This is a genomic window from Streptomyces sp. NPDC002698, from assembly GCF_042888945.1.
Taxonomy (GTDB): Bacteria; Actinomycetota; Actinomycetes; order Streptomycetales; family Streptomycetaceae; genus Streptomyces.
In genome coordinates, this window is record NZ_JBIAQM010000003.1 from 13902 (window position 1) to 38844 (window position 24943).

Genomic DNA, 24943 nt, shown 5'->3' on the forward strand with positions numbered 1-24943 from the left:
CCGGCCCGCCGTCCCTTCCGGGCCGCCCGGCCCCGGCCCCGGGTCACCGCTCCTCGGTGGCGCACCTCATCCCCCGGGACTCGGGCAGCGCCTTGACGATCCAGGACCGGTCGCGGGCGATCTGCTGCTCCCCCGTGGTCCAGATGTCGGGCGTCGAAGCGTGCCGCTGGATGCCGATCAGGACCTCGTCGCCCCGGTGCAGCCGCGGGTCGACGGCTTGGTCCATCAGGAAGGTGACCTTCTTCCCGCCCGTGGCCGGCTTGTAGTAGTGGTAGACGTCCAGGGTGATCCGGTCCTGTGCGGTGCCGGGGACCGCGGCCACATCGGTGACCGTGCCCTCCACGATGAGCCGGGAGCAGGCGATGTAGCCGGGGGCGCTGAGCGAGCCCGAGCCGCCACTGTCCTGCACCTTGGCGTCGGAGGAGGTCGTGTCGGAGCTCGCCGCGTCCGACCCGCCGGTCGCGGCCAGCCAGCCCATCCCCACCACCAGCGTGGCCATCGCCGCCGCCGCCAGCGTGCCGACGGCCATGGCGCGCGAAGGCCGAAAGCGCTTCTTCGGGGCGCCGCCGGGCCGCCCGCCGCCGGACGCCCGCGGCCCCTCGGCCCGCCGGTACTTCCCGGACCTCCCGGATTTCCCCGGCTTCTGGGACGCCCGGACCGGACCGGCCGACCGCCCGTTCTCCGCCAGCGCGTCACCGATGACGACCAGCTGCTCCCGGAGCACCTCGACGTCCGCGGCGGCCGACCGGTGCTCGGCCATGAACGCGATGTCGTCGCACGCGCCCTCGGGAAGTTCGGCGTCCGTGATCGCGGCCATCAGCGCGTCCACACCTTCGTACTCGGCCACGTCACACCACCTCGTCCTCGTGCAGGCGGGCGCGCAGCGCGCGGACCGCCGTGTGCAGCCTGCTCTTGACCGTGCCCTCGGGTATGCCGAGCTCGTGGGCGATGTCCCGCACCGGCAGGTCCGCGTAGAACCGCAGGACGAGGACCTGGCGCTGGGCGTCGGGCAGGTCGTCCAGGCCCTGGGCCACGGCCAGCGAGAGCACGCTGGACTCCTCGTCCGAGGGCTGCTCCAGCTGGCGCAGCGAGGCGAGCCGCTCGCCCAGCCGCTCCTGCCGGCGCTTGGCCCGGTGCCAGTCCATCGCCAGGTTCGAGGCGACGACCGCCGCCCAGGCCGACACGTCGCGCGGCGCCTCGTACCCCTTGGCGGCCCGCTCCAGCAGCCGCAGCCGGACCTGCTGTACCCCGTCCGGCAGGTCCGCCTGCGGCACCCCACCGAGCGCGAGCACCGCCCGTACCCGGCGTTCCTGCGTCGCGTCCAAGGGGTCGTCCGCCCCCGGTGCCCGACGTGTCCTTCTGCGCAGCACAGCACCCCTCCCCTCCCCGCGTCCCCTCTACGACGCCGGTGCGGGCCAAAACGTTCGGCCCGGTTCGAGTCGTACGTCACACCGGGCCCACGTCGTGACCGCGCCCGCACCGTACGGCTTGCGGTCACCCCGCGTCGCCGGGCGATTTCCTCGTACCCGGACGCCCGGACGCCGCAGGATCGGGCACCTCGGCGCGGGTCCCGGCGTCCCACGTCCTGAGCGGCGCGGCGAAAGGATTGGACACGCGGGCCCGGGTCAGACGCATGATGGAAGCGTTGGACCACGTAGAACGCACGTCAAGGGAGTCGCCGTGAGGGTCGGAATCGTCGGAGCCACCGGTATGGTCGGCACAGCCATGCGCAAGATCCTCGTCGAGCGGGACTTCCCGGTCGAGGAACTGCGTCTGTTCGCCTCGGCCCGTTCGGCCGGGACGGTCGTCGACGGGGTCACGGTGGAGGACGCTTCCACGGCGGACTACTCGGGCCTGGACATCGTGCTGTTCTCGGCGGGCGGGGCCACCTCCAAGGCGCTGGCCGAGAAGGTCGCCTCCCAGGGCGCCGTCGTGATCGACAACTCCTCCGCCTGGCGCAAGGACCCCGAGGTACCCCTCGTCGTCTCCGAGGTGAACCCGCACGCGATCGCCGACCGCCCCAAGGGCATCATCGCCAACCCGAACTGCACGACGATGGCCGCGATGCCGGTCCTGAAGCCGCTGCACGAGGAGGCGGGCCTCCAGGCGCTGGTCGTCGCCACCTACCAGGCGGTGTCCGGCTCGGGCGTCGCCGGTGTGGCGGAGCTGCACAGCCAGGCCCTGAAGGTCGTCGGCGAGGCCGACCTGCTGACCCACGACGGCGAGGCGGTCGACTTCCCCGAGCCGCAGGTCTACAAGCGCCCCATCGCCTTCAACGTGCTCCCGCTCGCGGGTTCGGTCGTCGACGACGGTCTGAACGAGACGGACGAGGAGCAGAAGCTGCGCAACGAGTCCCGCAAGATCCTGGAGATCCCCGCCCTCAAGGTCTCCGGCACCTGTGTCCGGGTCCCGGTGTTCTCCGGCCACTCCCTCCAGGTGAACGCCCGCTTCGCCCGCCCGCTCTCCGCCGAGCGCGCCACCGAGCTCCTCGCGGGCGCCCCGGGTGTCGTCCTCTCGGACATCCCGACCCCGCTCCAGGCCGCCGGCAAGGACGCCTCGTACGTCGGGCGCATCCGGCCGGACGAGACCGTCGAGCACGGCCTCGCGCTGTTCGTCTCCAGCGACAACCTCCGCAAGGGTGCCGCGCTGAACGCGGTCCAGATCGCGGAGCTGGTGGCGGCCGAGCTCAACGAGGGCTGACGCCCGGATCCACACACGCCCGAGGGGGCGGGCACCGACCGACCGGTGCCCGCCCCCTCGGGTTCTCCTGCGACGCGTCGCGTCCGCCGGCTAGGCGGTCGCGGCCCGCGCGTCCGCCGCCTGCGCCTTCAGGGCCCGCTCGACGCCCGAGCGGGACTCCGAGACGAGGCGCCGCAGGGCCGCGTTGGGCTCGGCCGAGGCCAGCCACGCGTCCGTCCTGGCGAGGGTGTCCTCGGAGATGTGGATGCCCGGGTAGAGGCCGGTCGCGATCTGCTGCGCGATCTCGTGCGAGCGCGTGTCCCAGATCTCCTTGACCACGGAGAAGTACTTGTCCGTGTACGGGGCCAGCAGCTCACGCTGGTCGGTCTGCACGAAGCCGCCGATGACCGCTTCCTGCACGGCGTTCGGGAGCTTGTCGGACTCGACGACCGAGGCCCACGCCTCCGCCTTCGCCTCCTCGGTGGGCCGGGCCGCGCGGGCGGTGGCCGCGTGCCGCTCGCCGGCCGCCGTCTTGTCGCGCTCGTACTCGGCGGCGATCTCCGCGTCGTCGAAGCGTCCGACGGCCGCGAGCCGCTGCACGAACGCCCAGCGCAGCTCGGTGTCGACGGCGAGGCCCTCGATGGTCTCGCGGCCTTCGAGCAGCGCCTCCAGGAGGTCGAGCTGCTCCGGCGTGCGCGCGGTCGCCGCGAAGGCGCGCGCCCAGGCGAGCTGGTGGTCGGAGCCGGCCTCGGCCGCGTGCAGGTGGGCGAGCGTCGCGTCCGTCCAGCGGGTCAGCAGCGCCTCGCGGGCGGTCGGGTCGGCGTACAGCTCGATGGCGAGCTTCACCTGCCGGTGCAGCGACTGCACGACACCGATGTCGGACTCCTTGCCGATGCCGGAGAGCACCAGCGCCAGGTAGTCGCGGGCGGCGAGTTCGGCGTCGCGGGTCATGTCCCAGGCCGAGGCCCAGCACAGGGCGCGCGGCAGGGAGGCCGCGAAGTCGCCGAGGTGCTCGGTGACGAAGGCCAGCGAGTCCTCGTCGAGGCGGACCTTGGCGTACGACAGGTCGTCGTCGTTGAGCAGGATCACGGCGGGGCGGCGCTTGCCGACGAGCTGCGGTACGGCGGTCAGCTCGCCGTCCACGTCCAGCTCGACGCGCTCGTCGCACACCAGCTTGCCGCTGGCGTCGTCGAGCTCGTACAGGCCGACCGCGATGCGGTGCGGGCGCAGGGTCGGCTCGCCCTGGGCGCCGGCGGGCAGGGCCGGGGCCTCCTGGCGGACGGCGAAGGAGGTGATGACACCGTCGGCGTCGGTCTCGATCTCGGGCCGCAGGATGTTGATGCCGGCGGTCTGGAGCCACTTCTGCGACCAGGTGCCGAGGTCGCGTCCGGAGGTCTCCTCCAGGGCGCCGAGCAGGTCGGACAGGCGCGTGTTCCCGAAGGCGTGGGCCTTGAAGTAGGCCTGGACGCCGCGGAAGAACTCGTCCATGCCGACGTAGGCGACGAGCTGCTTGAGGACGGAGGCGCCCTTGGCGTACGTGATGCCGTCGAAGTTGACGAGCACGTCGTCGAGGTCGCGGATCTCGGCCATGATCGGGTGGGTGGAGGGCAGCTGGTCCTGCCGGTACGCCCACGTCTTCATGGAGTTGGCGAACGTGGTCCAGGAGTGCGGCCACCGGCTGTCGGGGTGGTAGGCCTGGCAGGCGATGGAGGTGTAGGTGGCGAACGACTCGTTCAGCCAGAGGTCGTTCCACCACTCCATGGTGACCAGGTCGCCGAACCACATGTGGGCCAGCTCGTGCAGGATCGTCTCGGCGCGCAGCTCGTACGCGGCGTCGGTGACCTTGGAGCGGAAGACGTACTGGTCGCGGATGGTGACCGCGCCGGCGTTCTCCATCGCGCCCGCGTTGAACTCGGGCACGAAGAGCTGGTCGTACTTCGTGAACGGGTACGCGTAGTCGAACTTCTCCTGGAACCAGTCGAAGCCCTGCCGGGTGACCTCGAAGATCGCGTCCGAGTCGAGGAACTCGGCGAGCGAGGGGCGACAGTAGATGCCGAGCGGGACGGTCTGTCCGTCCTTCTCGTACACGCTGTGCACGGAGTGGTACGGGCCGACGATCAACGCGGTGATGTACGTCGAGATCCGCGGCGTCGGCTCGAAGACCCAGACGTCGTCCTTGGGCTCCGGGGTCGGCGAGTTGGAGATGACCGTCCAGCCGTTCGGCGCCTTCACGGTGAACTGGAAGGTCGCCTTGAGGTCGGGCTGCTCGAAGGACGCGAAGACGCGGCGCGCGTCGGGCACCTCGAACTGGGTGTAGAGGTAGGCCTGCTGGTCGACGGGGTCGACGAACCGGTGCAGTCCCTCACCGGTGTTGGTGTACGCGCAGTCGGCGACGACGCGGAGGACGTTGCGCCCCTGAAGGAGCCCGTGCAGCGCGATCCGCGAGTCCTCGAAGACCTCGGCCGGGTCGAGCGGGTCGCCGTTGAGGGTGACTTCGTGGACGGCCGGGGCCACCAGGTCGATGAAGGACTCCGCGCCGGTCTCGGCGGAGTCGAAGCGCACCGTGGTCACGGACCGGTAGGTGCCGCCCTCCTGCGCGCCGGACAGGTCGAGATCGACCTCGTACGAGTCAACGGTGAGCAGCTTCGCGCGCTGCTGCGCCTCTTCGCGGGTCAGGTTTGTGCCAGGCACGCGGTCATCTCCTCGTTATGTGTGGGTTGCGTCATCCTTCCACGGGACCCGCACACAGCGCGATGTCCGTTTCCCGCCGGTGCCGGGCCGTCGCGGGCGCGAGCCTGGACGCATGACGACGTACACCGCACAGCCCATCGGCGCGGCCGCTCTGAAGGAGCTCCGCGCCACCGACGACGCGGGCCGCCGGCCCGTCCCGCTGACCGACGACGAGGGCGGATCCCCGTTGCGCTGCTGTCTGCGCCGCAGCGAGCCCGGAGAGCGCGTCGCCCTGGTCTCCTACGCCCCGTTGCGCCGCTGGGCGGAACGGACCGGCGCCGAGCCCGGCCCCTACGACGAGACGGGCCCGGTCTTCATCCACGCGGACGTGTGCGCGGGCCCGGCCACGGACGCCCTCCCGTTCACCGACGCCCACCGAACGGTCCGCCGCTACTCGGCCCAAGGGCACATCCTGGACGGACGGATGGTCGAGGCGCCGTCCGCGTTCGACGAGGCCTTCACGAAGGCGTTCGCCGAGGCGTTCGCGGACCCGGAGGTGGCGCTGGTCCACGTACGGGCGGTGGAGTACGGCTGTTTCCTGTACGAGGTGCGACGGGGCTGAGGTCCCGGGAAACGCGGGGGGGGGGGGGGGGGGGGGGGGGGGGGGGGGGGGGGGGGGGGGGGGCGGGGGGCGGGGGGGGGGGGGGGGGGGGGGGGGGGGCGCTGGTGCTGGGGGTGGGGGGCGGGGGGGGCGGGGCGGGGGGGGCGCCCCCCCGGGGGGGGGGCGGCCCGCCGCCCCCCCCCCCCCCCCCCCCCCCCCCCCCCCCCACGGAGAGCCGGTGTGGACCGAGCGGGGCTCAGCCCTGCTTCGGCTGCTTGTGGGACTTGTCCAGGACCATCACGAGGGCGGTGATGCCCGCGAACAGCGCGATCGGCAGCACGACGTAGAGGCCGAGCGTCTCGACCACGCTCAGGTGGGAGCCGGGGTCGTCGCCGTCGTCGCGGGTCAGCGCGAGCGCGGGAGACGACATGAGCAGCATCATCAGCGTCGTACCGGCCGCCAGGGCACCGGCGCGCAGAGCGTTCTTCTTGTCCACGGTGCAAACGTAGCGAACACCCGACCGGGCCGCGCGTCCGGGGTGCCGTACGGAGGTCACGGGGCACGGCGCGGCGGGTCCGGAGGGCTCCCGGGCGTGGCCGTCCGGCCGGTCTCCGCCCGCACGACGTCGATCAGGGCGTGCAGCCGGGGCGAGGCGGCCAGCTCCTCCAGGGTCACCGGGCGGCCCTCGGCGTCGGCGACGGGCAGGCGCCAGTTGGGGTACTCGTCCCAGGTGCCCGGAAGGTTCTGCGGGCGGCGGTCGCCGACGGCGTCCGGGAGCCAGACGCCGATCAGACGGGCCGGGGTGCGCGTCAGGAAGCGGTGCACGGCCTGGATCTCGGCCTCCTCCACGGAGGCGGGGGCCCCGCCGCTCGGGCCGCGCAGCAGCCCGAGCCGGGAGAGCAGCGCCAGCCAGTCGCGCACGTCCGCGGCGGCGGCCGCCCGTTCCGTGTCGAGGGAGCCGGTCAACAGGCCCAGCCGGTCGCGCAGTTCGACGTGCTCGCCGGTGAACCGGGCCGCGGTGGGCGGCAGGTCGTGGGTGGTGGCGGTGGCCAGGCAGTCGGCACGCCAGTCGTCGGGCGACAGGGGCAGTCCGTCCCCGTCCCAGTCGCGTTCGAACCACAGCACCGAGGTGCCGAGCACTCCGCGTTCCTGGAGCGTCTCGCGCACCCCGGGTTCGACCGTGCCGAGGTCCTCGCCGATGACCAGCGCTCCGGCCCGCGAGGCTTCCAGGACGAGGATCGCGAGCATCGCCTCGGCGTCGTAGCGGACGTACGAGCCCTCGGTGGGCGGCTGTCCCCCGGGGATCCACCAGAGCCGGAACAGGCCCATGACGTGGTCGATGCGCAGGGCGCCGGCGTGGCGCAGGAGCGCGCGCAGCAGGCGGCGGTAGGGGGCGTATCCGGAGGCGGCGAGCCGGTCGGGCCGCCAGGGCGGCAGGCCCCAGTCCTGGCCGCGCGCGTTGAAGGCGTCGGGGGGCGCCCCGACGGTCGTGCCCGCCGCGAAGTACTCCTGCTGGGCCCAGGCGTCCGCTCCGTCGGGGTGGACGCCGACGGCGAGGTCGTGCACGAGCCCGACGGTCATGCCCGCGTCGCGCGCGGAACGCTGGGCGCCGGCGAGCTGGGCCTCGGTGAGCCAGGCGAGGCGGCTGTGGAAGTCGACCCGGTCCATCAGTTCGGCCCGTGCGCGGGCGGTCGCGGGCGAGCGGGGGTCGCGCAGGGCCGCGGGCCAGTTCCGCCAGTCGGAGCCGTGCACCTCGGCGAGCGCGCACCAGATGGCGTGGTCCTCCAGCGCCTGGCCCTCCTCGGCGAGGAAGTCGGCGTAGGCGGCCTGGCGTCCGGGCCCGAGCGGCACGGTGCGCACCACGGCGAGCGCCTCGCGCTTCAGCTCCCACACGGCGTCGCGGTCGATGAGCGCGCCCTTGCGCAGCACGGAGTCGCGCAGCCGTTCGGCGCGCTCCAGCAGCGTACGCAGCCGGTCCTGGTCCTCGGCGTAGGGGTACTCGGGGATGTCCTCGACGCGCAGGTGCACCGGGTCGGGGAAGCGGCGGGAGGAGGGCCGGTACGGGGAGGGGTCGGTGGGGTCACCGGGTACGGCCGCGTGCAACGGGTTGACCTGGACGAATCCGGCGCCCAGCGCCCGCCCCGCCCAGGCGGTCAGCTCGGCGAGGTCGCCGAGGTCGCCCATGCCCCAGGAGCGGCGGGAGAGCAGCGAGTAGAGCTGGACGAGCAGGCCGTGGGCGCGTCCGGGCGGCGCGGGCAGCCGGGTGGGGGCGACGACGAGGTGGACGGTGGCGGCGCGGCCGTCGGGGGCGGTGGCGTGCAGGCCGTGGACGCCGGGCGGGAGGTTCTCGGCGGAGGTCCGGGACTCGCCCTGTTCGGTGGTGACGCGCAGGCGGGTGCCGTCCGGCAGCGCGGCGACCTCGGCGGGGACGAGTCCGCCCCAGCACACCAGGGTCGGCGGCAGCAGCCGCTCCGCGGCCTCGGCCTCGTGCAGCGCGAGGGCGGTCCGGACGGCGTCCGGGGTGCTCGCGTCGACGCCGAGCGCCGCCAGGATCGCCACGAGCGCGGTGTCCGGGGCCGCGACCGTGCGGCCGGGGGACGGGCTGTACTCGGTGGCGACACCGTGCAGTTCGGCGAGTTCGGACAGGGGCATCCGCGGCGCCGGCTCCGATGCCGTCCGCGGTGGCTCGGCGGGCCCGGTGGGTGCCATCAGACCCCCGACGCGGCGCCGGTCGAGACGGGCTCGCTCGTCAGATGCGCGGCGTCCGCGAGCGGCGGCTCACTGGTCAGCGGCTCGGCGTCGGGCAGCGGGGGTTCGCTGGTCAGCGGCGCCGCGGAGCAGGCGCCTTCCGAGCTGAGCAGGCACAGGTGGGCGCCCTCGGGCTCGACGGCCGCCCGGCCCGCGCGCGGGCCGGGGACGGAGGGCTCCGCCGCGCGTTCGGACAGGGCCGTGAGGAGCAGGTGTGCCGATGCGGCCACGGGGGCCTCCTTGTCGAGGTCGGATACGGCGGCCGGGGGCATTCCGGCGGTTCGTGCCGGAAACGGATGCCCCGGGCGGTCACCGCAGCCCTACCCCGTGGGCGCGACGGCAGACGCGCACGGGCGGACAACGTGCTCCTGGTCACACTCCGTCGCCGCCCCACGGGCCCGGGCCACGCCTCCAGGCTGGGGTAATCCCGGCACTTCGGCCACTCTCGTTGACACCTTCACCACCCGAATGGTGGGCTCGACCGCACACCTAAGCCGCAGCCGAGATGGCGGGCCACGAGGGGGAACCGTGCGACTCGGGCGTGGAAAAGGAGTGACCGCACTCGCGTTCGCCGTGGTCGCGAGCACGTTCGGCGCGGCCCCCGCGGCCGTCGCGGCGGCACCCGGTCCGGCGGCCTCCGCGGACGACCGCGAGACCATCGGGGGCGGGGTGCCCGCCGTCTGGCCCCGTCCGCAGTCGCTGCGCGCGAACGGCACGGCGGTCACGGTCACGGACGAGGTCGTCCTGGTCACGCCGTCGCCCGACACGTCCGGCGCCGCGCGCTCGCTCTCCCCGGCCGGCTCGTACGTCCCGGGCACGCCCCTGACTCCGTACGCCCCCGGCGTGAGCGTCGCCGCGTACGCCCCGGACAGTGATCTCGACCTCGACCCGTACGCCCTCGAAGCGTTGCGCGCGCTGTTGCGGCGGGCCGGCGCCCGCACGATCACGACGGCGCGTGACGGTGACGCGCTACCGGCGCACGCGCTGGTGGTGCGCCTGGGCACGGAACCGGCGGACACCGGCCGGGCGGGCGCGGGTTCCTCCACCGGCGCGCTCGCCGCGTCGGGCTCCCTGGAGCGGGTGCTCACGGCGCTCGGCGCCGCGCCCCGCGCCGATCTCCCCTCCGGCGGCTACCGGCTGGCCGTCGGCCGCACCGGCGGACGGGACACCGTCGCCCTGGCGGGAGTCGGCGAGGACGGCCTGTTCCACGCGGTGCAGACACTGGGCCGGCTCGTCGGCGCCGACCGCCGGATCGCCGGTGCCGTCGTCCGGGACTGGCCCGGCACCGCCGTGCGGGGCGTCACCGAGGGGTTCTACGGCAGCCCGTGGACCCCCGAACAGCGTCTCGCGCAGCTCGACTTCATGGGCAGGACCAAGCAGAACCGCTATGTGTACGCGCCCGGCGACGACCTCTTCCGGCAGGCGCGCTGGCGTGAGCCGTACCCGGCCGGGGAGCGCGCCCGCTTCCGGGACCTGGCGGAGCGGGCGCGCCGCAATCACGTCACGCTGACCTGGGCGGTGGCCCCCGGGCAGGCGATGTGCTTCTCCTCGGACGCCGACGTGAAGGCCCTGACGCGCAAGCTCGACGCCATGTGGGCGCTCGGGTTCCGGGCCTTCCAGCTCCAGTTCCAGGACGTCAGTTACACCGAGTGGCACTGCGGGGCGGACGCGGACGCGTTCGGCTCCGGCTCCGAGGCGGCGGCGAAGGCGCAGGCACGGGTGGCGAACGCCGTGGCCCGGCATCTCGCCGCACGGCACCCGGACGTGGCCGCGCTGTCCCTGATGCCGACGGAGTACTACGAGGACGGCTCGACCGACTACCGCCGGAAGCTGGCGGGCGCCCTGGACAGGAACGTCGAGGTCGCGTGGACGGGCATCGGTGTCGTGCCGAAGACCATCACCGGCGGCGAACTGGCGCGCACCCGCTCGGTGTTCGGCAGCCACCCGCTCGTCACCATGGACAACTACCCCGTCAACGACTACGCGCAGGACCGGATGTTCCTCGGCCCCTACCAGGGGCGCGACCCGGCGGTGGCCACGGGTTCGGCGGCTCTGCTCGCGAACGCGATGCCCCAGGCGGAGGCCTCCCGCATCCCGCTGTTCACGACGGCCGACTACGCGTGGAACCCGCGGGACTACCGGCCCCAGGAGTCCTGGGAGGCCGCGATCGAGGATCTCGCGGGCGGGGACGCCCGGAGCGCGGACGCGCTGCGCGCGCTGGCCGGGAACGAGGCGTCCTCCGTGCTCGGCGGCCAGGAGTCGGCCTATCTGCGCCCGCTCATGGAGGCGTTCTGGCAGGCGCGGACGACCACGGACCGGGCCGCGGGCGAGCGCGCGGCCGAGCGGCTGCGCGCGGCGTTCGCGGTGATGCGCGAGACTCCCGAGCGGCTGGCCGGCCGCCCGGTCGCCACCGAGGTGAAGCCCTGGACCGAGCAGTTGGCGCGCTACGGCGAGGCCGGTGAGACGGCCGTCGCGCTGCTGGAAGCCCAGTCGGACGGTGACGCGACGGCGGCGTGGACGGCGTACCGCGCGCTGAACGGGCTGCGCGCGAAACTCGCGGCGAGCGAGGTGACGGTCGGCACGGGCGTGCTCGACCCGTTCCTGACGCGGGCCCGCACGGCGTACGAGAAGTGGGCGGGCATCGACGACGGGTCCTCCGCCGGGCACGACGCCCCGAAGGGCCCCGGAGCCGCGGGGGACGGCGGCGCGAAAACCGGTGACCCGGACACGGCGGGGACCGGCGGAGGCGGCGCCGCGGACGGCGACGGGACCGCGCCGGGCGACGGCACGACGAGGGACGGCGGGCAGGACGGCGGGCAGGACGGCAGCGTCGTCCTGCTCCCGCGCACCCGCACCCTCACCGACGTGAGCGTGCTCACCGACCCCGGCGTGGCGGGCTTCGTCGAGGCGTACGTACCGGGCGAGGGCTGGCGGTACCTCGGCGCCCTCGCCGCCGGGGGTGCGACGGAGCTCGGAGCGGCGGAGATCGGTGCGGCGGGCGTGCGCGTGAACGCGCTGCGGGTGGTCGGCCCCGCGCGTTCGCAGGTCCGCCATCTCGTGCCGTGGTTCGCCGACGCGCCCGCCGCGGCACTGGACCTGGCCCGCTCCACGGCGGACGTGGAGATCGGCGGCACGGAGCGGATCACGGCCCGGCTGACGTCGCTTCGTCCCACCGGTGTCAGCGGTGAGCTGACCGCGCGGGCCCCCGAGGGCATCGAGGTCAAGGTCTCACGGCCCTCGCCGACCCTGGCGCGCGGCGCCGTCGTCGACAGCGTCGTCGAGGTCACGGTCCCGGCGGGAACGCCGTCGGGCACGTACGAGGTGACGGTCGCCTTCGGCTCGCAGACCCGCACGCTGACCGTCCGCGCCTTCCCGCGCACGGCGGGCCCCGACCTCGCCCGCACCGCGGCGGCCTCCTCGTCCGCCGACGAGACCCCCGACTTCCCGGCCTCGGCGGCCAACGACGGCGACCCGGCGACCCGTTGGTCCTCCCCCGTGGACGACGGCGCCTGGTGGCAGGTGCGGTTCGCCGAGCCGGCGCGCCTCGGCCGGCTCGTGCTGACCTGGCAGGACGCGCACCCGTCCGCGTACCGCGTCCAGGTCTCCGCCGACGGCCGCGTGTGGCGCACCGCGACGACCGTGAACGACAGCCGCGGCGGCCGGGAGTCCCTCCGCTTCGACGAGAGCGACGTCCGCTACCTGCGCGTCCAGGGGATGCGGCGGGCCACGGCGTACGGGTACTCGCTGTGGTCGGCGGAGGCGTACGCGGTCGCGGAGGCGGCCGGAGGGCAGGAATCCGGCGCACCGTGAACCGGCGGGGCCGAAGCGGTCGATAGACGGGGTGTGAGACTGTTCCGCCCCCGAGGGGGCCACCGGGAGGACGACACGGACGCGGCGCTGCTGCGGGCCGTCTCGGACGGAGACTCGGCGGCGATGGCCGCACTGTACGACCGGCATGCCGGCTGGCTGCACGCACGGCTGACCAGACGCTGCGCCGACCCCGAGATCGTGCGCGAGGTCCTGCAGGACACCTTCGTGACGGTGTGGCGCTCGGCCGCCGGCCACCGGGGCGCGGAGGCCGGCGGCTGGCTGTGGACGATCGCCGCACGGCGTCTGGTGGACGCGCGGCGGGTCCAGGAGCGGGCGGCACGCGTGGAGTACGCGGCGCCGGCGCCCGCGCCGTCCGCGGAGGACCGCGTACTGGCGCGGCTCGAGTACGGCGATCTGGGCACGGCGCTGGACCGCATCTCCCCCGAACTGCGCGAGGTGCTGAGGGCCACGGTCGTCGACGGGCTGACCACGCGCGAGGCCGCCCGTCTCCTCGGCATCCCGGAGGGCACGGTCAAGACCCGCGCCCTGCGCGCCCGCGCCGAACTCCGCAAGGCCCTCGCCCAGCTGAACCCGCCGCAGAGCGCCTGCGCGCGTCCGACCCTGGCTCCGTCCCCGCTGGGAGGCCCGGCATGACCGGTTGGCACGCCCCCGACGACCTCGTCACCCGCTACGCGGACGGTTCCCTCCCGGAGACGGACGCCTGGTCGCTGGAGAAGCATCTGGAGCGCTGCGGGCCGTGCGCCGCGCGTGTCTCGCACACGGTGCGGGCGGGCGTGGCGGGGCAGGTGCTGGCGGAGGTCCGCGACGCGGTCCTGACGGCGGTGCGCGAACCGGCGCCGGCCGGTACGGCCGCCTCCGCCGCGCGGCTCCGCACCGGCCCGGCGGCCGGACCCGTACCGGGCCACGCTCCGGCGGCGGCGCCGAGGGCCGCGCGGGCCTTCGGGGGGCGGTTCGCGCGGATCCTGTGGGCCGCCGGACCGGCCGTCCGCGGGACCTGGGCCGGGGCCGTGGTGCTCGTCGCCCTGGGGGCGGTCGCCCTCGCCCACGCGGGCGGATGGGCGGGCGTACGGCCCCTGCTGCTGGCCCTCGCCCCCGTCGTCCCGGTCGCCGGGGTCGCCCTCTCCTACGGGCGCCACGCCGATCCGCTCCACGAGATCGCCGCGGCGGCTCCCTCCGGCGGGCTGCGCCTTCTGCTGACGCGGACGGCCGCCGTACTGGCGTTCAGTACGCCCTGCCTGACGGTGGCGGGACTGCTCCTGCCGTCCTCCGGCGCACGGCTGCCGGCGGGGCCCTCGACGGCCGGCTGGCTGCTGCCGGGGCTGGCCCTGACCCTGGCGTCGCTCGTTCTCTCGGGGTACCTGGGCTGCCGTACCGCCACGGCGGTGGTCGGCGGGGGATGGCTGCTCGCCGTCTCGGCCCCTCTCCTCGCGGCCACCGGAACCGGCCTGACGGCCGGTCTCGGCGAACAGCTCTCCCTCTACTTCACCGGCGCCGCCTCCCAGGGCTGCTGGGCGGCGGCGACCGTGCTGTGCGCCCTGCTCCTCGCCGCGCGCCGCACCGCGTACGACCGTCTGGAGACGATGTGAACATCCCCACGACCGGTGTGCCGCCCCTCGGCGCCACCGACCACCCCGCCACCGCCCCGGCCGGGCGTGCCGAGGACGGCCCGCGGGAGGCCGCCGTGCGGGTCTCCGGACTGAGCGTGCGGCACCGCAGGACCACCGCGCTGGACTCCGTCGACCTGGACTTCGGGCTCGGGGTCCACGGTCTGCTCGGGCCCAACGGCGCGGGCAAGACATCACTCGTCCGCGTCCTCGCGACGGTCGCGGCGCCCTCGGCGGGCCGGGTCGAGCTCCTCGGGAGCGACCTCCGCGGCCACCGGGAGCGCGGCGCGGTCCGCCGCGAACTGGGCTATCTCCCGCAGGACTTCGGGTACTACCCGGGCTTCACGGTGCGGGAGTTCGTCGCCTATGTGGCGTGGCTGAAGGAGCTGCCGCGGGCCGCGACCGACGCCGCGGTCGAACGGGCCGTGGCCCGGGTCGGCCTGGCCGACCGCGTCGACGCCAGGATCAAGACCCTGTCGGGCGGCATGGTCCGGCGCGTCGGCATCGCGCAGGCCATCGTGAACGACCCCCGCCTGCTGCTGCTCGACGAGCCCACCGCGGGCCTCGACCCGGAACAGCGCGTCGAGTTCCGCGCGCTGCTGCGGGAACTGGGCCGCACCGCCACCGTGATCGTCTCCACCCACCTGGTCGAGGACGTGGCCGCGGCCTGTACGGAAGTGACGCTGCTGGAAGCCGGCCGGGTCGCCTACCGCGGCACGCCCGCTTCGCTCGCGGCGCTCGGTGCGGACGGCCCCGAGTCCGACGGCAACGCCATCGAACGCGGTTACACGACGGCCCTGCGCGGCCACCGCGCGGCGACGGGGGCCGGCCGATGAGCACACGCCTCCAGCCGGGCGGAGACCGTCCGGCGCACACCCCCGCCCGAGCCGACACCGTCCCGCACCCGCACCCGCACACGCACCCGACCGACACCGACCCGGACACGCGCCCGACCGACGCGTCCCCGGACACGAACCCGACCGGCGCCACCGCACCCGAGCCCGGCCAGGACGGCCGGCGGATCTCGCGACCGGGCAGCCGGCCCGACCGGAGACCCCGTTCCGCGCCGCACCCCCTGCGCGCCGAGTGGCTGCGCGGCTTCGCCCCCTGGGCGGCCACCGGGCTGATGCTCGCCCTCGCCTGGACCGTGGCCGCCAAGGCGGATCAGTGGCAGGGGAGCTGGGGTGCGACGACGGAACTGCTGAGCATCGCCGCCGCCCTGATCGGTGTCCCGTTCGCGCTCGCCGCGGGCTCCTGGCAGGGCGGCAGGGAGCGCAGACGCCGGACGGCGGAGCTGCGCTCCTCCACCGCGCGTACGCCGCTCGTCCAGCTTCTGGCGGCCGCCCTGCCGCTCGCCGGCTGGCTGGTCGCGGCCCATCTCCTGGTGGTCGCCGGAGCGCTGGCGGCCTGCGCGCCGTACGCGTCGGCCGGCGGACCCGCGTTCACCGTGTACGCGGGGAACGCCCTCACCATCGCCGCCTGCGCGGTCCTCGGCCACACGGCCGGGCGGGCCGTCCCCTTCCGGCTGACCGCCCCGCTGCTCGCGATCGGCGGATACGTCGTCGTCGGCGCCCTCGGCACCCAGCGGTCCGACGTCCGCTACCTCACGCTCTGCATGGTCCACATCGTCGGTGACAACGACCTCGCCGTCTGGTGGTACCCGCTGGTGTCGGCCCTGTGGGCGGCCGCTCTCGCCGCCGCCGCGGTCCTGGCCCTCACCGCGTACCGCCGTGCCACCGCGCTGCTGCCGTTCGCGGCCGCTCTCGGCGCCGCCGTCCTGCTCGTCCAGACGGGCGACGGTCTGCTGCGCGACAACCAGCTCTCCCACCGCCAGGTGTGCGACACCTCGACCACCCCGGACATCTGCGTCAACGGCACCTATCCGGGCATGCTGCCGGAGGTGACCCGGGCCCTGTCCGGCCTCACCGGCCGGCTGGAGGGCGTGCCGAACCTGCCGGTCCGTTACGAGGACCTGTGGCGGGAACCGCAGCGTAACGAGGCACAGCTGCCGATGCTCAGCCCCATCGGCTGGAGCGCCGTCCGGGGCAAGGTGACCGATCCGGAGCGGTACGCGTGGGAGGCGGCCCACATGCTGGTCCGCTTCGACTGCGGCGAGGAGCCGTCCGCACAGCGGATCAGGGTCACCGACGAGGCCGTACTGCACTGGCTGGCCCCGGATCCCCAGGCCGCGTGGAATCGCGAGTACTCCATGAAGGAAGCCCGGCAGGAGGGGGACACGGAGGAACTCGCGTGGCTCAGGGCGAAGGACGAGGCGTACGCGCGCCTCACCGCGATGAGCGACGGCGAACGCCGCTCCTGGCTCGGCCGCTACTTCGCGACGGCCGCCGAGTGCGCCCCGAAGCCGAGCGAGGTGCCGTCCCTGTGAACGCCCGACGGACATCCCCGCCGATGTGGTCCGAGCCCGGACACCGGTTCCGCTCCCTCGCGCTGTACTCCCGCTCGCGCGGCATCCCGGCGACCCTCGCGGCCCTGGCCTGCGCAGCCCTGCTCACCGTGTGGATGGCGAGCCGTCCGGACGCCTACCTCGACCCGTCCCGCAGGGTGCCGCTGGTCGCGCTCGCCCCGCTGCTGGCCGCGGCGGCGACCGGCGCGAGCCTCCACTCGTACACCCGTGAGCTGGACGACACGGCCGTACGCCGCTGGTGGCCCCGGCGCCTGGCCCACCTGCTGTTCCTCAGCGCCCTCTCGGCGGCGCTGCTGGCGCTCGCCGTGCCCGGACACGCGCAGGAGTTCGGCGCGGCGGCGATGGTCCGCAACACGCTGGGGGCCATCGGCATCACGGCGGGCGGCGCGGTGCTGATCGGCGCCCGGCTGAGCTGGATGCCGACGACGCTGTACTTCAGCGCCGTGTACCTCTCGGCCTCCTCGCCCCGTGTGAACAAGGCAACAGTCGTGGGCTGGCTCATGCAGCCGGGTCCGCAGCACGGCGCCTGGGCCGCCGGTGCCGCACTCTTCGTCATCGGGACGGCACTCTGCGCAGCACGCGGGGCCCGTCCCGAAGGACCCCGCCTCTGAGACGGGATCGCACGGGCCGGGCCTCGTGAGTCAACGCGAAAGCCCGGATCGTCAGGCTGAGATGCCGTCGATCCGGGCCATGGCGTCGTCCGCGCCGTACGGTTGCAGGTAGGGCATCCAGCGCGGGTCCCTGTGCCCGGTTCCGATGATGCGCCAGGCGAGCCCCGTCGGCGGGGCGGGTTTGTGGCGCAGGCGCCATCCGATCTCGACCAGATGGCGGTCGGCCTTGGTGTGGTTGCAGCGGCGGCAGGACGCCACCACGTTGTCCCAGGCGTGCTGACCCCCGCGTGAGCGCGGGATGACGTGGTCGACGCTGGTTGCGACGCCACCGCAGTACATGCACCGGCCGCCGTCGCGGGCGAACAGAGCTCGCCTGGTCAGCGGGACGGGCCCGCGGTAAGGGACCCGTACGAACCTCTTCAGCCGGACCACGCTGGGTGCGGGGACAGTAACGGTCGCGCTGTGCATGAAGGCGCCGGATTCCTCGAGAGAGACGGCTTTGTTCTCAAGGACGAGGACGAGCGCGCGGTGGAGCGGTACGACGCCGAGCGGCTCGTACGACGCGTTGAGGACCAGGACGTGCGGCACGGATGCCTCCTTGTACGCCGGCGGCGCGTGGCTCGCGCCGGGACGATCTGCAGTCAGTCTCCCCTCATGCCTGGTGATGGCGCCACCATGTCCCGGTAACGGGCTGGGAGTGTTTTCGACCACACCCCCTACATCCCCAGGTGAGCACGGTCTCTCCCCTGAGCATGGCAACGATCCACACACGATGCCCCGTTAGTGTGGTGGTTCTGCCCGAACGGCACCCTTGTGTCCCCGCCGCGGGCAGACCGCTACGCCTGGAGGTACCTGCTGTGTCCCTGCCCGTCCTATCGGCCCTGGCCGCCGCTCCGGCCCCGTCGCCGTCCCCCTCGACGTCGACCGGTGTGACCCCCACGCTTCAGGACGCCCAGGAGAAGGCGACCCACGCCGCGAGCTGGGTCGAGGAGAACTGGTCGACCTGGCTGGCCATAGGCCTGCGCGTCCTGCTGGTGCTGGTGATCGCGGCCGTACTGAGAGTGTTCGTGCGCCGGGCGATCACCAAGCTCATCGACCGGATGGGCCGCACCGCCGAGGCGGTCGACGGCACGGCGCTCGGCGGTCTGCTGGTGAACGTGGAGCGCCGCCGCCAGCGCTCCCAGGCCATCGGCTCGGTCCTGCGCTCGGTCGCGTCCTTCCTGATCATGGGCACGGCCGCGCTGATGATCCTCAGCACGTTCGAGATCAATCTGGCCCCGCTGCTCGCGTCGGCGGGTGTGGCCGGTGTCGCGATCGGTTTCGGCGCCCGCAACCTGGTCACCGACTTCCTCTCCGGCGTCTTCATGATCCTCGAGGACCAGTACGGCGTCGGCGACGTGATCGACGCGGGCGTGGCCTCCGGCGAGGTCATCGAGGTGGGTCTGCGCGTGACCAAGCTGCGCGGCGACAACGGCGAGATCTGGTACATCCGCAACGGCGAGGTCAAGCGCATCGGGAACCTCTCCCAGGGCTGGGCGACGGCCGGTGTGGACGTCACGGTCCGCGCCTCGGAGGACCTGGACCACGTCCGGTCCGTCATCGGCGAGGTCGCCGAGGCCATCAGCAAGGAAGAGCCCTGGAACGAGCGGCTGTGGGGCCCGATCGAGATCCTGGGCCTGGACAGCGTCCTCCTCGACTCCATGGTGGTCCGGGTCTCGGCCAAGACCATGCCCGGCAAGGCCCTCTCCGTGGAACGCGAACTCCGCTGGCGCATCAAGCGCGCCTTCGACGCCGCGCAGATCCGCATCGTGGGCGGCCCCACCGCGCCCGCGGAGGAGGATCCCCTCGACCCGACGGCCGCGGTGGCGGCCCCGTCGGTCTTCGCCAACACGGAGTCCGCCCAGTCGGTGGCGACCTCGCCCATCCCGGCCCCGGCCCCGTCGAGCGTGCCGAAGTAGGCCGGCGGCGGCAGGGGAAAGGGGGCGGCATCCGGAACATCCGGGTGCCGCCCCCTTTCTCGTACGCACCCTGGCCACCTGAGACGTACGCACCCTGACCACCGGCTCGTACGCATTCCGGCCCTCTTCACAGGACCCCCGCATTCCGGCCACGTCGTTCAGCCGTCTACTGTCGCCCCAACAGCGGGCCCTTGTTCTGGAGCTCAACGCCCAGGGCCCCGCCTCGAATGTGGGGAATCCATGCGCAAGTACGCCATAGGCGCCGCCGTTTCCGGTGCCCTGGCCGTGTCCGCCCTGGCCGTGCCGACCGCGTCGGCCGCCACGCCGGACCTGACCTTCTCCAACGTGGTGGTCAACAACGGCAAGGCGATCGTGGTCGGCACCACCAACACGGTGAAGGTCCCGGTCACGTACACCTTCGTCCGCCCGGCCGACCTCGTCATCGACGGCATGCAGAGTGTCGCGGGCGTCCTCCTGTACCGCGGGGCGTCGCTCTCGCGGCAGGAGAACGAGCTGGGGCCGGACAACGCCCCGATCTGCACCACGACGGCCACGACGGCCACGACCGTCACGCAGTCCTGCACCGAGGTCATCTACGTCGAACCCGACGAGTACCTCTACGAGGCGGCGGACGCCGGCACCTGGAAGGTGGCCGGCTTCTACAGCAACGGCACCTCGGACAACGACGACTCCGACAACCACGTCGGCATCCAGTTCGGCTACGACATGTGGGGGGTTCCCGGCTCCGCGCAGGTCAAGCGCGCCGCCAAGCTCACCGCCGACGCCACTCCCGAGCCGGTGAAGAAGGGCAGCACCCTCACCGTCAAGGGGGCGCTCACCCGCGCCGACTGGGAGACCGGCAGGTACGCCGGCTACAAGGGCCAGTCGGCCGTCCTCCAGTTCAAGGCCAAGGGCGCCACCGGCTACAAGAACGTCAAGACGGTGACCTCCGGCACCGCGGGCGCCCTGAGCACCACGGTCAAGGCCTCGGCCGACGGCACCTACCGCTACGTGTTCACGGGCACGGCCACCACGGGCACCGCCGCGGCCACGGGCGACTACGTCGACGTGAAGTAGTCGAGGCCAGGGCCTCCCCCGCCCCACCCGAGCCGCCCCCGCAGCAGACGAACTCGTCCGCGGCGGGGGCGGCTTCGCGCGTTCCGGCGACGATCGCGCGGCTCGGACGGCGGTTGCTCTTGACGCCCGCACCCCCTCCGGCCTACTTTCCTCGCACCAGCAATAGGAAACTTTCCTAACAATGATCTTGGGTGGACTTCCCGAAGACACCCCTGGGAAGCTGGTCGGTCAAGAAGGGCAGGTGGCGACAGACATGGCAGCATCCGCCGGCACGCCGGGCACCCCGCGCGTCCTGCGTGCGATGAACGACCGCGCCGCCCTCGATCTGCTGCTCGCGCACGGGCCGCTCTCGCGGACCCGGATCGGGAAGCTCACCGGGCTGTCCAAGCCCACCGCCTCCCAGCTCCTCGCCCGCCTGGAGGCCGCCGGACTCGTCCTGGCCACCGGAACCAGCGAGGGACGGCCGGGCCCCAGCGCCCAGCTGTACGAGGTCAACCCCGGCGCCGCGTACGCGGCGGGTCTCGACGTCACCCCCGAGCGCGTCCTCGCCGCCGTCGCCGACATCACCGGCCGCACGGTCGGCGCGTACGAACTGCCCACTCCCGGCCGCCGCCCGGACCGGCCCGTCGTACGCCAGGTCACCGACGCCCTCGACGGCGCGGTGAAGGCCGCCGGGCTCGCCCGGGACGACGTCCGCCGCCTGGTCATCGGGACCCCCGGCGCCTTCGATCCCAACACCGGCCGGCTGCGCTACGCCTCCCACCTGCCCGGCTGGCACTCCCCCGCGCTCCTCGACGAACTGGCCGCGGCACTGCCGATGCCCGTCGAGTACGAGAACGACGTCAACCTCGTCGCCATCGCCGAGCAGCGGCTCGGCGCGGCCCGGGGCCACGAGGACTTCGTCCTGCTGTGGAACGAGGGCGGCCTCGGCGCGGCCCTCGTCCTCGGCGGCCGGCTGCACCGCGGCTGGACCGGCGGCGCCGGCGAGGTCGGCTTCCTGCCGGTGCCCGGCGCGCCCCTGGTGCGCCAGGTGACCCGGGCCAACAGCGGCGGCTACCAGGAGCTGGCCGGCTCCCAGGCCATCCCCAAGCTGGCCCGCGAACTCGGTATCCAGGACCTGCCCGCGGGCCCGTACACGAAGGTCGCGGCCACCGTCGTCGAACGGGCCGCCGCCGTCGACACGGGCCCCTACCGGCGGCTCCTGGAGATGTACGCGACCGGACTCGCCACCGGTCTGGCCTCCCTCGTCTCCGTGCTCGACCCCGAACTCGTCGTCCTCAGCGGCGCCTCGCTCACCGCGGGCGGCGAACCGCTGCGCGCCCTGGTCCAGGCCGAACTGGAGGAGCTGGCCGCGTCCCGGCCGCGCCTCGTCGTCGGCGACGTACACGAACACCCCGTGCTGCGGGGCGCGTTGGAGAGCGCCCTGGCGGCCACCCGCGACGAGGTCTTCGACACCTCCCGCTGAGTCCGCTCCACCCCGCAACGCCCACCGTCCCGAACCCACACCCCCTCCTGTCCCGCCCCGTCCTTCGCAGGGAGATCTCGCCATGCCCGGAATATCCCGAAAGGCGGCCGTCGCGCTCGCCGCCTCCGCCTCGATAGCCCTTCTCGCCACCGCCTGTACCGGCCAGTCCGGCGACGAGGGCTTCGGCGAGGACGCGTCCAAGGAACAGACGATCAACTTCTGGCACGGCTGGAGCGCGCCGAACGAGGTCAAGGCCGTGAAGTCGCTGGTCGCGGGCTTCGAGAAGGCGCACCCCAACATCCACGTGAACATCGTCGGCAACATGACCGACGACAAGATCAACCAGGCACTGCGCGCGGGCGGCGCCAAGGCCCCCGACGTGGTCTCCTCCTTCACCACCAACAACGTGGGCAAGTTCTGCTCGTCGGGCGCCTTCGTCGACCTGAACCCCCTCTTCAAGCAGGCGGGCATCGACCCCGAGACGACCTTCCCGAAGGCGATGAACGAGTACACCCAGTTCGACGGCAACCGCTGCACGGTGCCGCTCCTCGGTGACGCGTACGGCCTCTACTACAACAAGACCGCCTTCGAGAAGGCCGGGATCACCTCTCCGCCGAAGACCTGGTCGGAGTTCGAGAAGGACGCCGAGAAGCTCACGGTCACCAAGGGCGACTCCTACTCCCGGCTCGGCTTCATGCCGAACTACCACGGCTGGGAGTCCACCACCGAGCACTACTTCGGGCAGTTCTCGCCGACGTACTTCGACAGCAGCGGCAAGTCGAACATCGCCAAGGACCCCGCCTTCACCGCCGGGTTCACCCTCCAGAAGAAGCTGGTCGACGCGCTCGGCGGCTTCGAGAAGCTGGAGACCTACCGCTCCAAGCTCGGTGACGAGTGGGGCCCCAAGCACCCGTTCCACACCGGTCAGGTGGCCATGCAGCTCGACGGCGAGTGGCGGCTCGGCATGGCCGAGGAGGCCAAGCCCGGCTTCGAGATCGGCGTCGCCCCGCTGCCCGTCCCGGACGACCAGGCGGACCAGTACGGCAAGGGCTACATCACCGGCACCATCGCGGGCATCGCGTCCACCAGCAAGAAGCAGGGCGCGGCCTGGGAGCTCGTCAAGTACATGGCCACGAACACGGACGCGGTGGTCGGCTTCGCCAACGACATCCACAACGTTCCCTCCACGCTCGCGGCCCTCAAGTCGCCGAAGCTGAAGTACGACCCGCGGTTCAAGACGTTCCTGGACATCGCCTCGAACCCGAACTCGACGACGACTCCGGCGTCCCTCAACGGCGGCACCTACCTCGTGACGCTCCAGCAGTTCGGATACGACTACGAGAGCGGCAGGGCCAAGGATCTGAAGGCGGGCCTCGCGGCCACGGCCAAGCAGATCGACACGGACATCGCGCAGGCGAAGTAGCCGCACGGACATGAGTACTGTCACGCTCGCTTCGAAGCGCCGGCGCTCGGCGCTTCGGACCCTCGCCTTCATGTCGCCCTGGCTGATCGGTTTCGCGGTCTTCTTCGCCTACCCGCTGATCTCGACCGTCTACTTCTCCTTCATGCACTACGACGGCTTCAGGCCGCCGACGTGGAGCGGGACGCAGAACTGGCGTTACGTCTTCGAGAACTACCCGCTGTTCTGGCCCGCGTTGCGCAACACCCTGTGGCTGGTCCTCGTCATGGTGACCCTGCGGGTGGCGTTCGGGCTCGGCGTCGGGCTGCTGATCACGAAGATCAGGACGGGCACGGGTGTCTTCCGCACCCTCTTCTACCTGCCCTACCTCGCCCCGCCGGTGGCCGCCACCATGGCCTTCGCCTTCCTGCTCAACCCCGGTACGGGGCCGGTCAACTCGATCCTGGAGAAGGCCGGCATCACCGCCCCCGGCTGGTTCAACGACCCCTCCTGGTCCAAGCCCGCCCTGACCCTGCTGGCCCTGTGGGGCATCGGCGACCTGATGGTCATCTTCATGGCCGCCCTGCTGGACGTACCCACCGAGCAGTACGAGGCCGCCGAACTGGACGGCGCCTCGGCCTGGCAGCGCTTTCGGTACGTCACCCTGCCGAACATCTCGCCCATCGTGATGTTCGCCGTGGTCACCGGGGTCATCCAGACCATGCAGTACTACACGCAGCCGCTGATCGCCGGGAAGGTCGCCTCGGGCGTCATCCAGGGCGCCGGCACGCAGTTCGAGCCCGGCTACCCCGACAAGTCGACGCTCACCCTGCCCCAGCTCGTCTACAACCTCGGCTTCCAGCGCTTCGACTACGGCTCCGCCTGTGTGGTCGCGCTCGTGCTGTTCGCCCTGTCCATGGTGTTCACCGCGTTCCTGATGCGGCGCCGGGGCGGTCTCATCCAGGCAGGTGACTGACCGATGACCCAAGTACTCGACAAACCGGTGGAGTTGACGACCGCCGTCTCCCCCGCCGAGCGAACCGCCCGCCGCAGGGCCCTCCTGGAGTGGATCGCGGTCCACTCCCTCGGCGTCGCGGCCGCCCTCTTCTTCGTCCTCCCCTTCGTGTTCGTGTTCCTGACCTCGCTCATGAGCGACACCCAGGCGCTCAGCCGCGACCTGATCCCGCACACCTGGGAGTGGGGCAACTACAAGAAGGTCTTCGACACCCCGGGCTTCCTCACCTGGTGGAAGAACACCCTGCTGTACGCCGGTTTCGGCACGGTCCTGACCGTCGTCTCCTCGATCCCGGTCGCCTACGCCCTCGCCAAGTTCCGCTTCCGCGGCCGGAACCTGTCGCTGATGCTGGTCATCTCGATGATGATGCTGCCGCCGCAGGTCGTGATCATCCCCATGTACCTGTTCTGGGCGAAGCAGCTCGACCTGTCCGGCACCCTGTGGCCGCTGATCATCCCGATGGCGTTCGGGGACGCGTTCTCCATCTTCCTGCTGCGCCAGTTCCTGATGACCATCCCGAACGAGTACCTGGACGCCGCCAAGGTCGACGGCTGCGGGGACCTGCGGACGCTGCTGAAGGTCGTCCTGCCGATGGCGAAGCCCGGCATCGCGGCCGTCGCTCTCTTCCAGTTCTTCTACGCCTGGAACGACTACTTCGGCCCCCAGATCTACGCGTCCGAGAACCCGGGCGCCTGGACACTGAGCTACGGCCTGGAGTCGTTCAAGGGCGCGCACCACACCGACTGGAATCTCACCATGGCCGCGACCGTCCTGGTCATGGCCCCCGTGATCCTCGTGTTCTTCTTCGCGCAGAAGGCGTTCGTCGAAGGCGTCACGCTCACCGGAGTGAAGGGTTAACC

General features: G+C 72.9%; 21 protein-coding genes. 14 read left to right on the plus strand and 7 right to left on the minus strand.

What is annotated here, in order from left to right:
• Positions 1–43 precede the first annotated feature (43 nt).
• Positions 44–847, minus strand: coding sequence for a hypothetical protein (locus ACFYW9_RS04850; protein WP_389144863.1), 804 nt, complete (start codon positions 845–847; stop codon positions 44–46).
• Position 848: 1 nt separating this feature from the next.
• Positions 849–1370 (minus strand): sigma-70 family RNA polymerase sigma factor, encoded by a 522-nt coding sequence (locus ACFYW9_RS04855; RefSeq protein WP_351862943.1) that lies wholly within the window; start codon positions 1368–1370, stop codon positions 849–851.
• Positions 1371–1680: 310 nt separating this feature from the next.
• On the opposite strand from ACFYW9_RS04855, the gene ACFYW9_RS04860 reads away from it, so the two are divergent.
• Entirely contained in the window at positions 1681–2700 is a 1020-nt protein-coding gene (locus ACFYW9_RS04860) for an aspartate-semialdehyde dehydrogenase (protein WP_389144866.1), read from the plus strand.
• A 90-nt stretch (positions 2701–2790) separates the two neighbouring features.
• On the opposite strand, the gene pepN is transcribed toward ACFYW9_RS04860, so the two are convergent.
• Entirely contained in the window at positions 2791–5370 is a 2580-nt protein-coding gene (gene pepN, locus ACFYW9_RS04865) for an aminopeptidase N (protein WP_389144870.1), read from the minus strand.
• 112 nt (positions 5371–5482) lie between these two features.
• On the opposite strand from pepN, the gene ACFYW9_RS04870 reads away from it, so the two are divergent.
• On the plus strand, positions 5483–5971 hold the full coding sequence (locus ACFYW9_RS04870; RefSeq protein ID WP_389144873.1) for a DUF1203 domain-containing protein: 489 nt from the start codon (positions 5483–5485) through the stop codon (positions 5969–5971).
• Between the two features lie 235 nt (positions 5972–6206).
• Here ACFYW9_RS04870 and ACFYW9_RS04875 read toward each other — a convergent pair whose 3' ends face one another.
• The 3 genes from ACFYW9_RS04875 to ACFYW9_RS04885 are packed head-to-tail and all read right to left on the minus strand — an operon-like array spanning position 6207 to position 8928.
• On the minus strand, positions 6207–6446 hold the full coding sequence (locus tag ACFYW9_RS04875; RefSeq protein ID WP_389144876.1) for a hypothetical protein: 240 nt from the start codon (positions 6444–6446) through the stop codon (positions 6207–6209).
• Positions 6447–6502: 56 nt separating this feature from the next.
• Complete coding sequence (malQ, locus tag ACFYW9_RS04880; protein ID WP_389144879.1) at positions 6503–8659, minus strand: 4-alpha-glucanotransferase; 2157 nt, start codon at positions 8657–8659, stop codon at positions 6503–6505.
• Positions 8659–8928, minus strand: coding sequence for a hypothetical protein (locus tag ACFYW9_RS04885; protein ID WP_389144883.1), 270 nt, complete (start codon positions 8926–8928; stop codon positions 8659–8661). The genes malQ and ACFYW9_RS04885 overlap by 1 nt, the downstream gene beginning before the upstream one ends.
• 238 nt (positions 8929–9166) lie before the next feature.
• Here ACFYW9_RS04885 and ACFYW9_RS04890 point away from each other — a divergent pair, with 238 nt between their 5' ends.
• The 6 genes from ACFYW9_RS04890 to ACFYW9_RS04915 all read left to right on the plus strand — a co-directional run bounded on the left by ACFYW9_RS04890 (position 9167) and on the right by ACFYW9_RS04915 (position 17169).
• Complete coding sequence (locus ACFYW9_RS04890) at positions 9167–12508, plus strand: beta-N-acetylglucosaminidase domain-containing protein (protein ID WP_389144886.1); 3342 nt, start codon at positions 9167–9169, stop codon at positions 12506–12508.
• A 33-nt stretch (positions 12509–12541) separates the two neighbouring features.
• The gene (locus tag ACFYW9_RS04895; protein ID WP_389144889.1) at positions 12542–13162 is read left to right on the plus strand and encodes an RNA polymerase sigma factor; all 621 of its coding nucleotides are present in this window, start codon (positions 12542–12544) and stop codon (positions 13160–13162) included.
• Positions 13159–14115 carry a zf-HC2 domain-containing protein gene (locus ACFYW9_RS04900; RefSeq protein WP_389144892.1) on the plus strand — a complete coding sequence of 319 codons (957 nt, stop codon included), beginning with the start codon at positions 13159–13161 and terminating at the stop codon, positions 14113–14115. The genes ACFYW9_RS04895 and ACFYW9_RS04900 overlap by 4 nt, the downstream gene beginning before the upstream one ends.
• Positions 14116–14210: 95 nt before the next feature.
• A complete protein-coding gene (locus ACFYW9_RS04905; RefSeq protein ID WP_351863021.1) occupies positions 14211–14969 on the plus strand; it encodes an ABC transporter ATP-binding protein in 759 nt (252 codons plus the stop codon).
• The gene (locus ACFYW9_RS04910) at positions 14966–16519 is read left to right on the plus strand and encodes a hypothetical protein (RefSeq protein WP_389144895.1); all 1554 of its coding nucleotides are present in this window, start codon (positions 14966–14968) and stop codon (positions 16517–16519) included. The genes ACFYW9_RS04905 and ACFYW9_RS04910 overlap by 4 nt, the downstream gene beginning before the upstream one ends.
• Positions 16520–16542: 23 nt before the next feature.
• On the plus strand, positions 16543–17169 hold the full coding sequence (locus ACFYW9_RS04915; protein ID WP_389144898.1) for a hypothetical protein: 627 nt from the start codon (positions 16543–16545) through the stop codon (positions 17167–17169).
• A gap of 51 nt (positions 17170–17220) precedes the next feature.
• Here the strand turns inward: ACFYW9_RS04915 and ACFYW9_RS04920 are convergent, their stop codons facing one another.
• Positions 17221–17757, minus strand: a complete 537-nt coding sequence (locus ACFYW9_RS04920) for an HNH endonuclease (RefSeq protein WP_326787747.1) — start codon at positions 17755–17757, stop codon at positions 17221–17223.
• Between the two features lie 269 nt (positions 17758–18026).
• On the opposite strand from ACFYW9_RS04920, the gene ACFYW9_RS04925 reads away from it, so the two are divergent.
• From ACFYW9_RS04925 to ACFYW9_RS04950, 6 genes are all read left to right on the plus strand, one after another.
• Complete coding sequence (locus ACFYW9_RS04925) at positions 18027–19127, plus strand: mechanosensitive ion channel domain-containing protein (RefSeq protein WP_389144901.1); 1101 nt, start codon at positions 18027–18029, stop codon at positions 19125–19127.
• 240 nt (positions 19128–19367) lie between these two features.
• Complete coding sequence (locus tag ACFYW9_RS04930; protein ID WP_389144904.1) at positions 19368–20204, plus strand: hypothetical protein; 837 nt, start codon at positions 19368–19370, stop codon at positions 20202–20204.
• Positions 20205–20457: 253 nt separating this feature from the next.
• Positions 20458–21669 (plus strand): ROK family transcriptional regulator, encoded by a 1212-nt coding sequence (locus tag ACFYW9_RS04935; protein ID WP_351862931.1) that lies wholly within the window; start codon positions 20458–20460, stop codon positions 21667–21669.
• 82 nt (positions 21670–21751) lie between these two features.
• Positions 21752–23092 (plus strand): ABC transporter substrate-binding protein, encoded by a 1341-nt coding sequence (locus tag ACFYW9_RS04940; protein WP_389144909.1) that lies wholly within the window; start codon positions 21752–21754, stop codon positions 23090–23092.
• 10 nt (positions 23093–23102) lie between these two features.
• The gene (locus ACFYW9_RS04945) at positions 23103–24044 is read left to right on the plus strand and encodes a carbohydrate ABC transporter permease (RefSeq protein ID WP_389144912.1); all 942 of its coding nucleotides are present in this window, start codon (positions 23103–23105) and stop codon (positions 24042–24044) included.
• A 3-nt stretch (positions 24045–24047) separates the two neighbouring features.
• Positions 24048–24941, plus strand: a complete 894-nt coding sequence (locus ACFYW9_RS04950; protein WP_389144915.1) for a carbohydrate ABC transporter permease — start codon at positions 24048–24050, stop codon at positions 24939–24941.
• Positions 24942–24943: the final 2 nt, after the last annotated feature.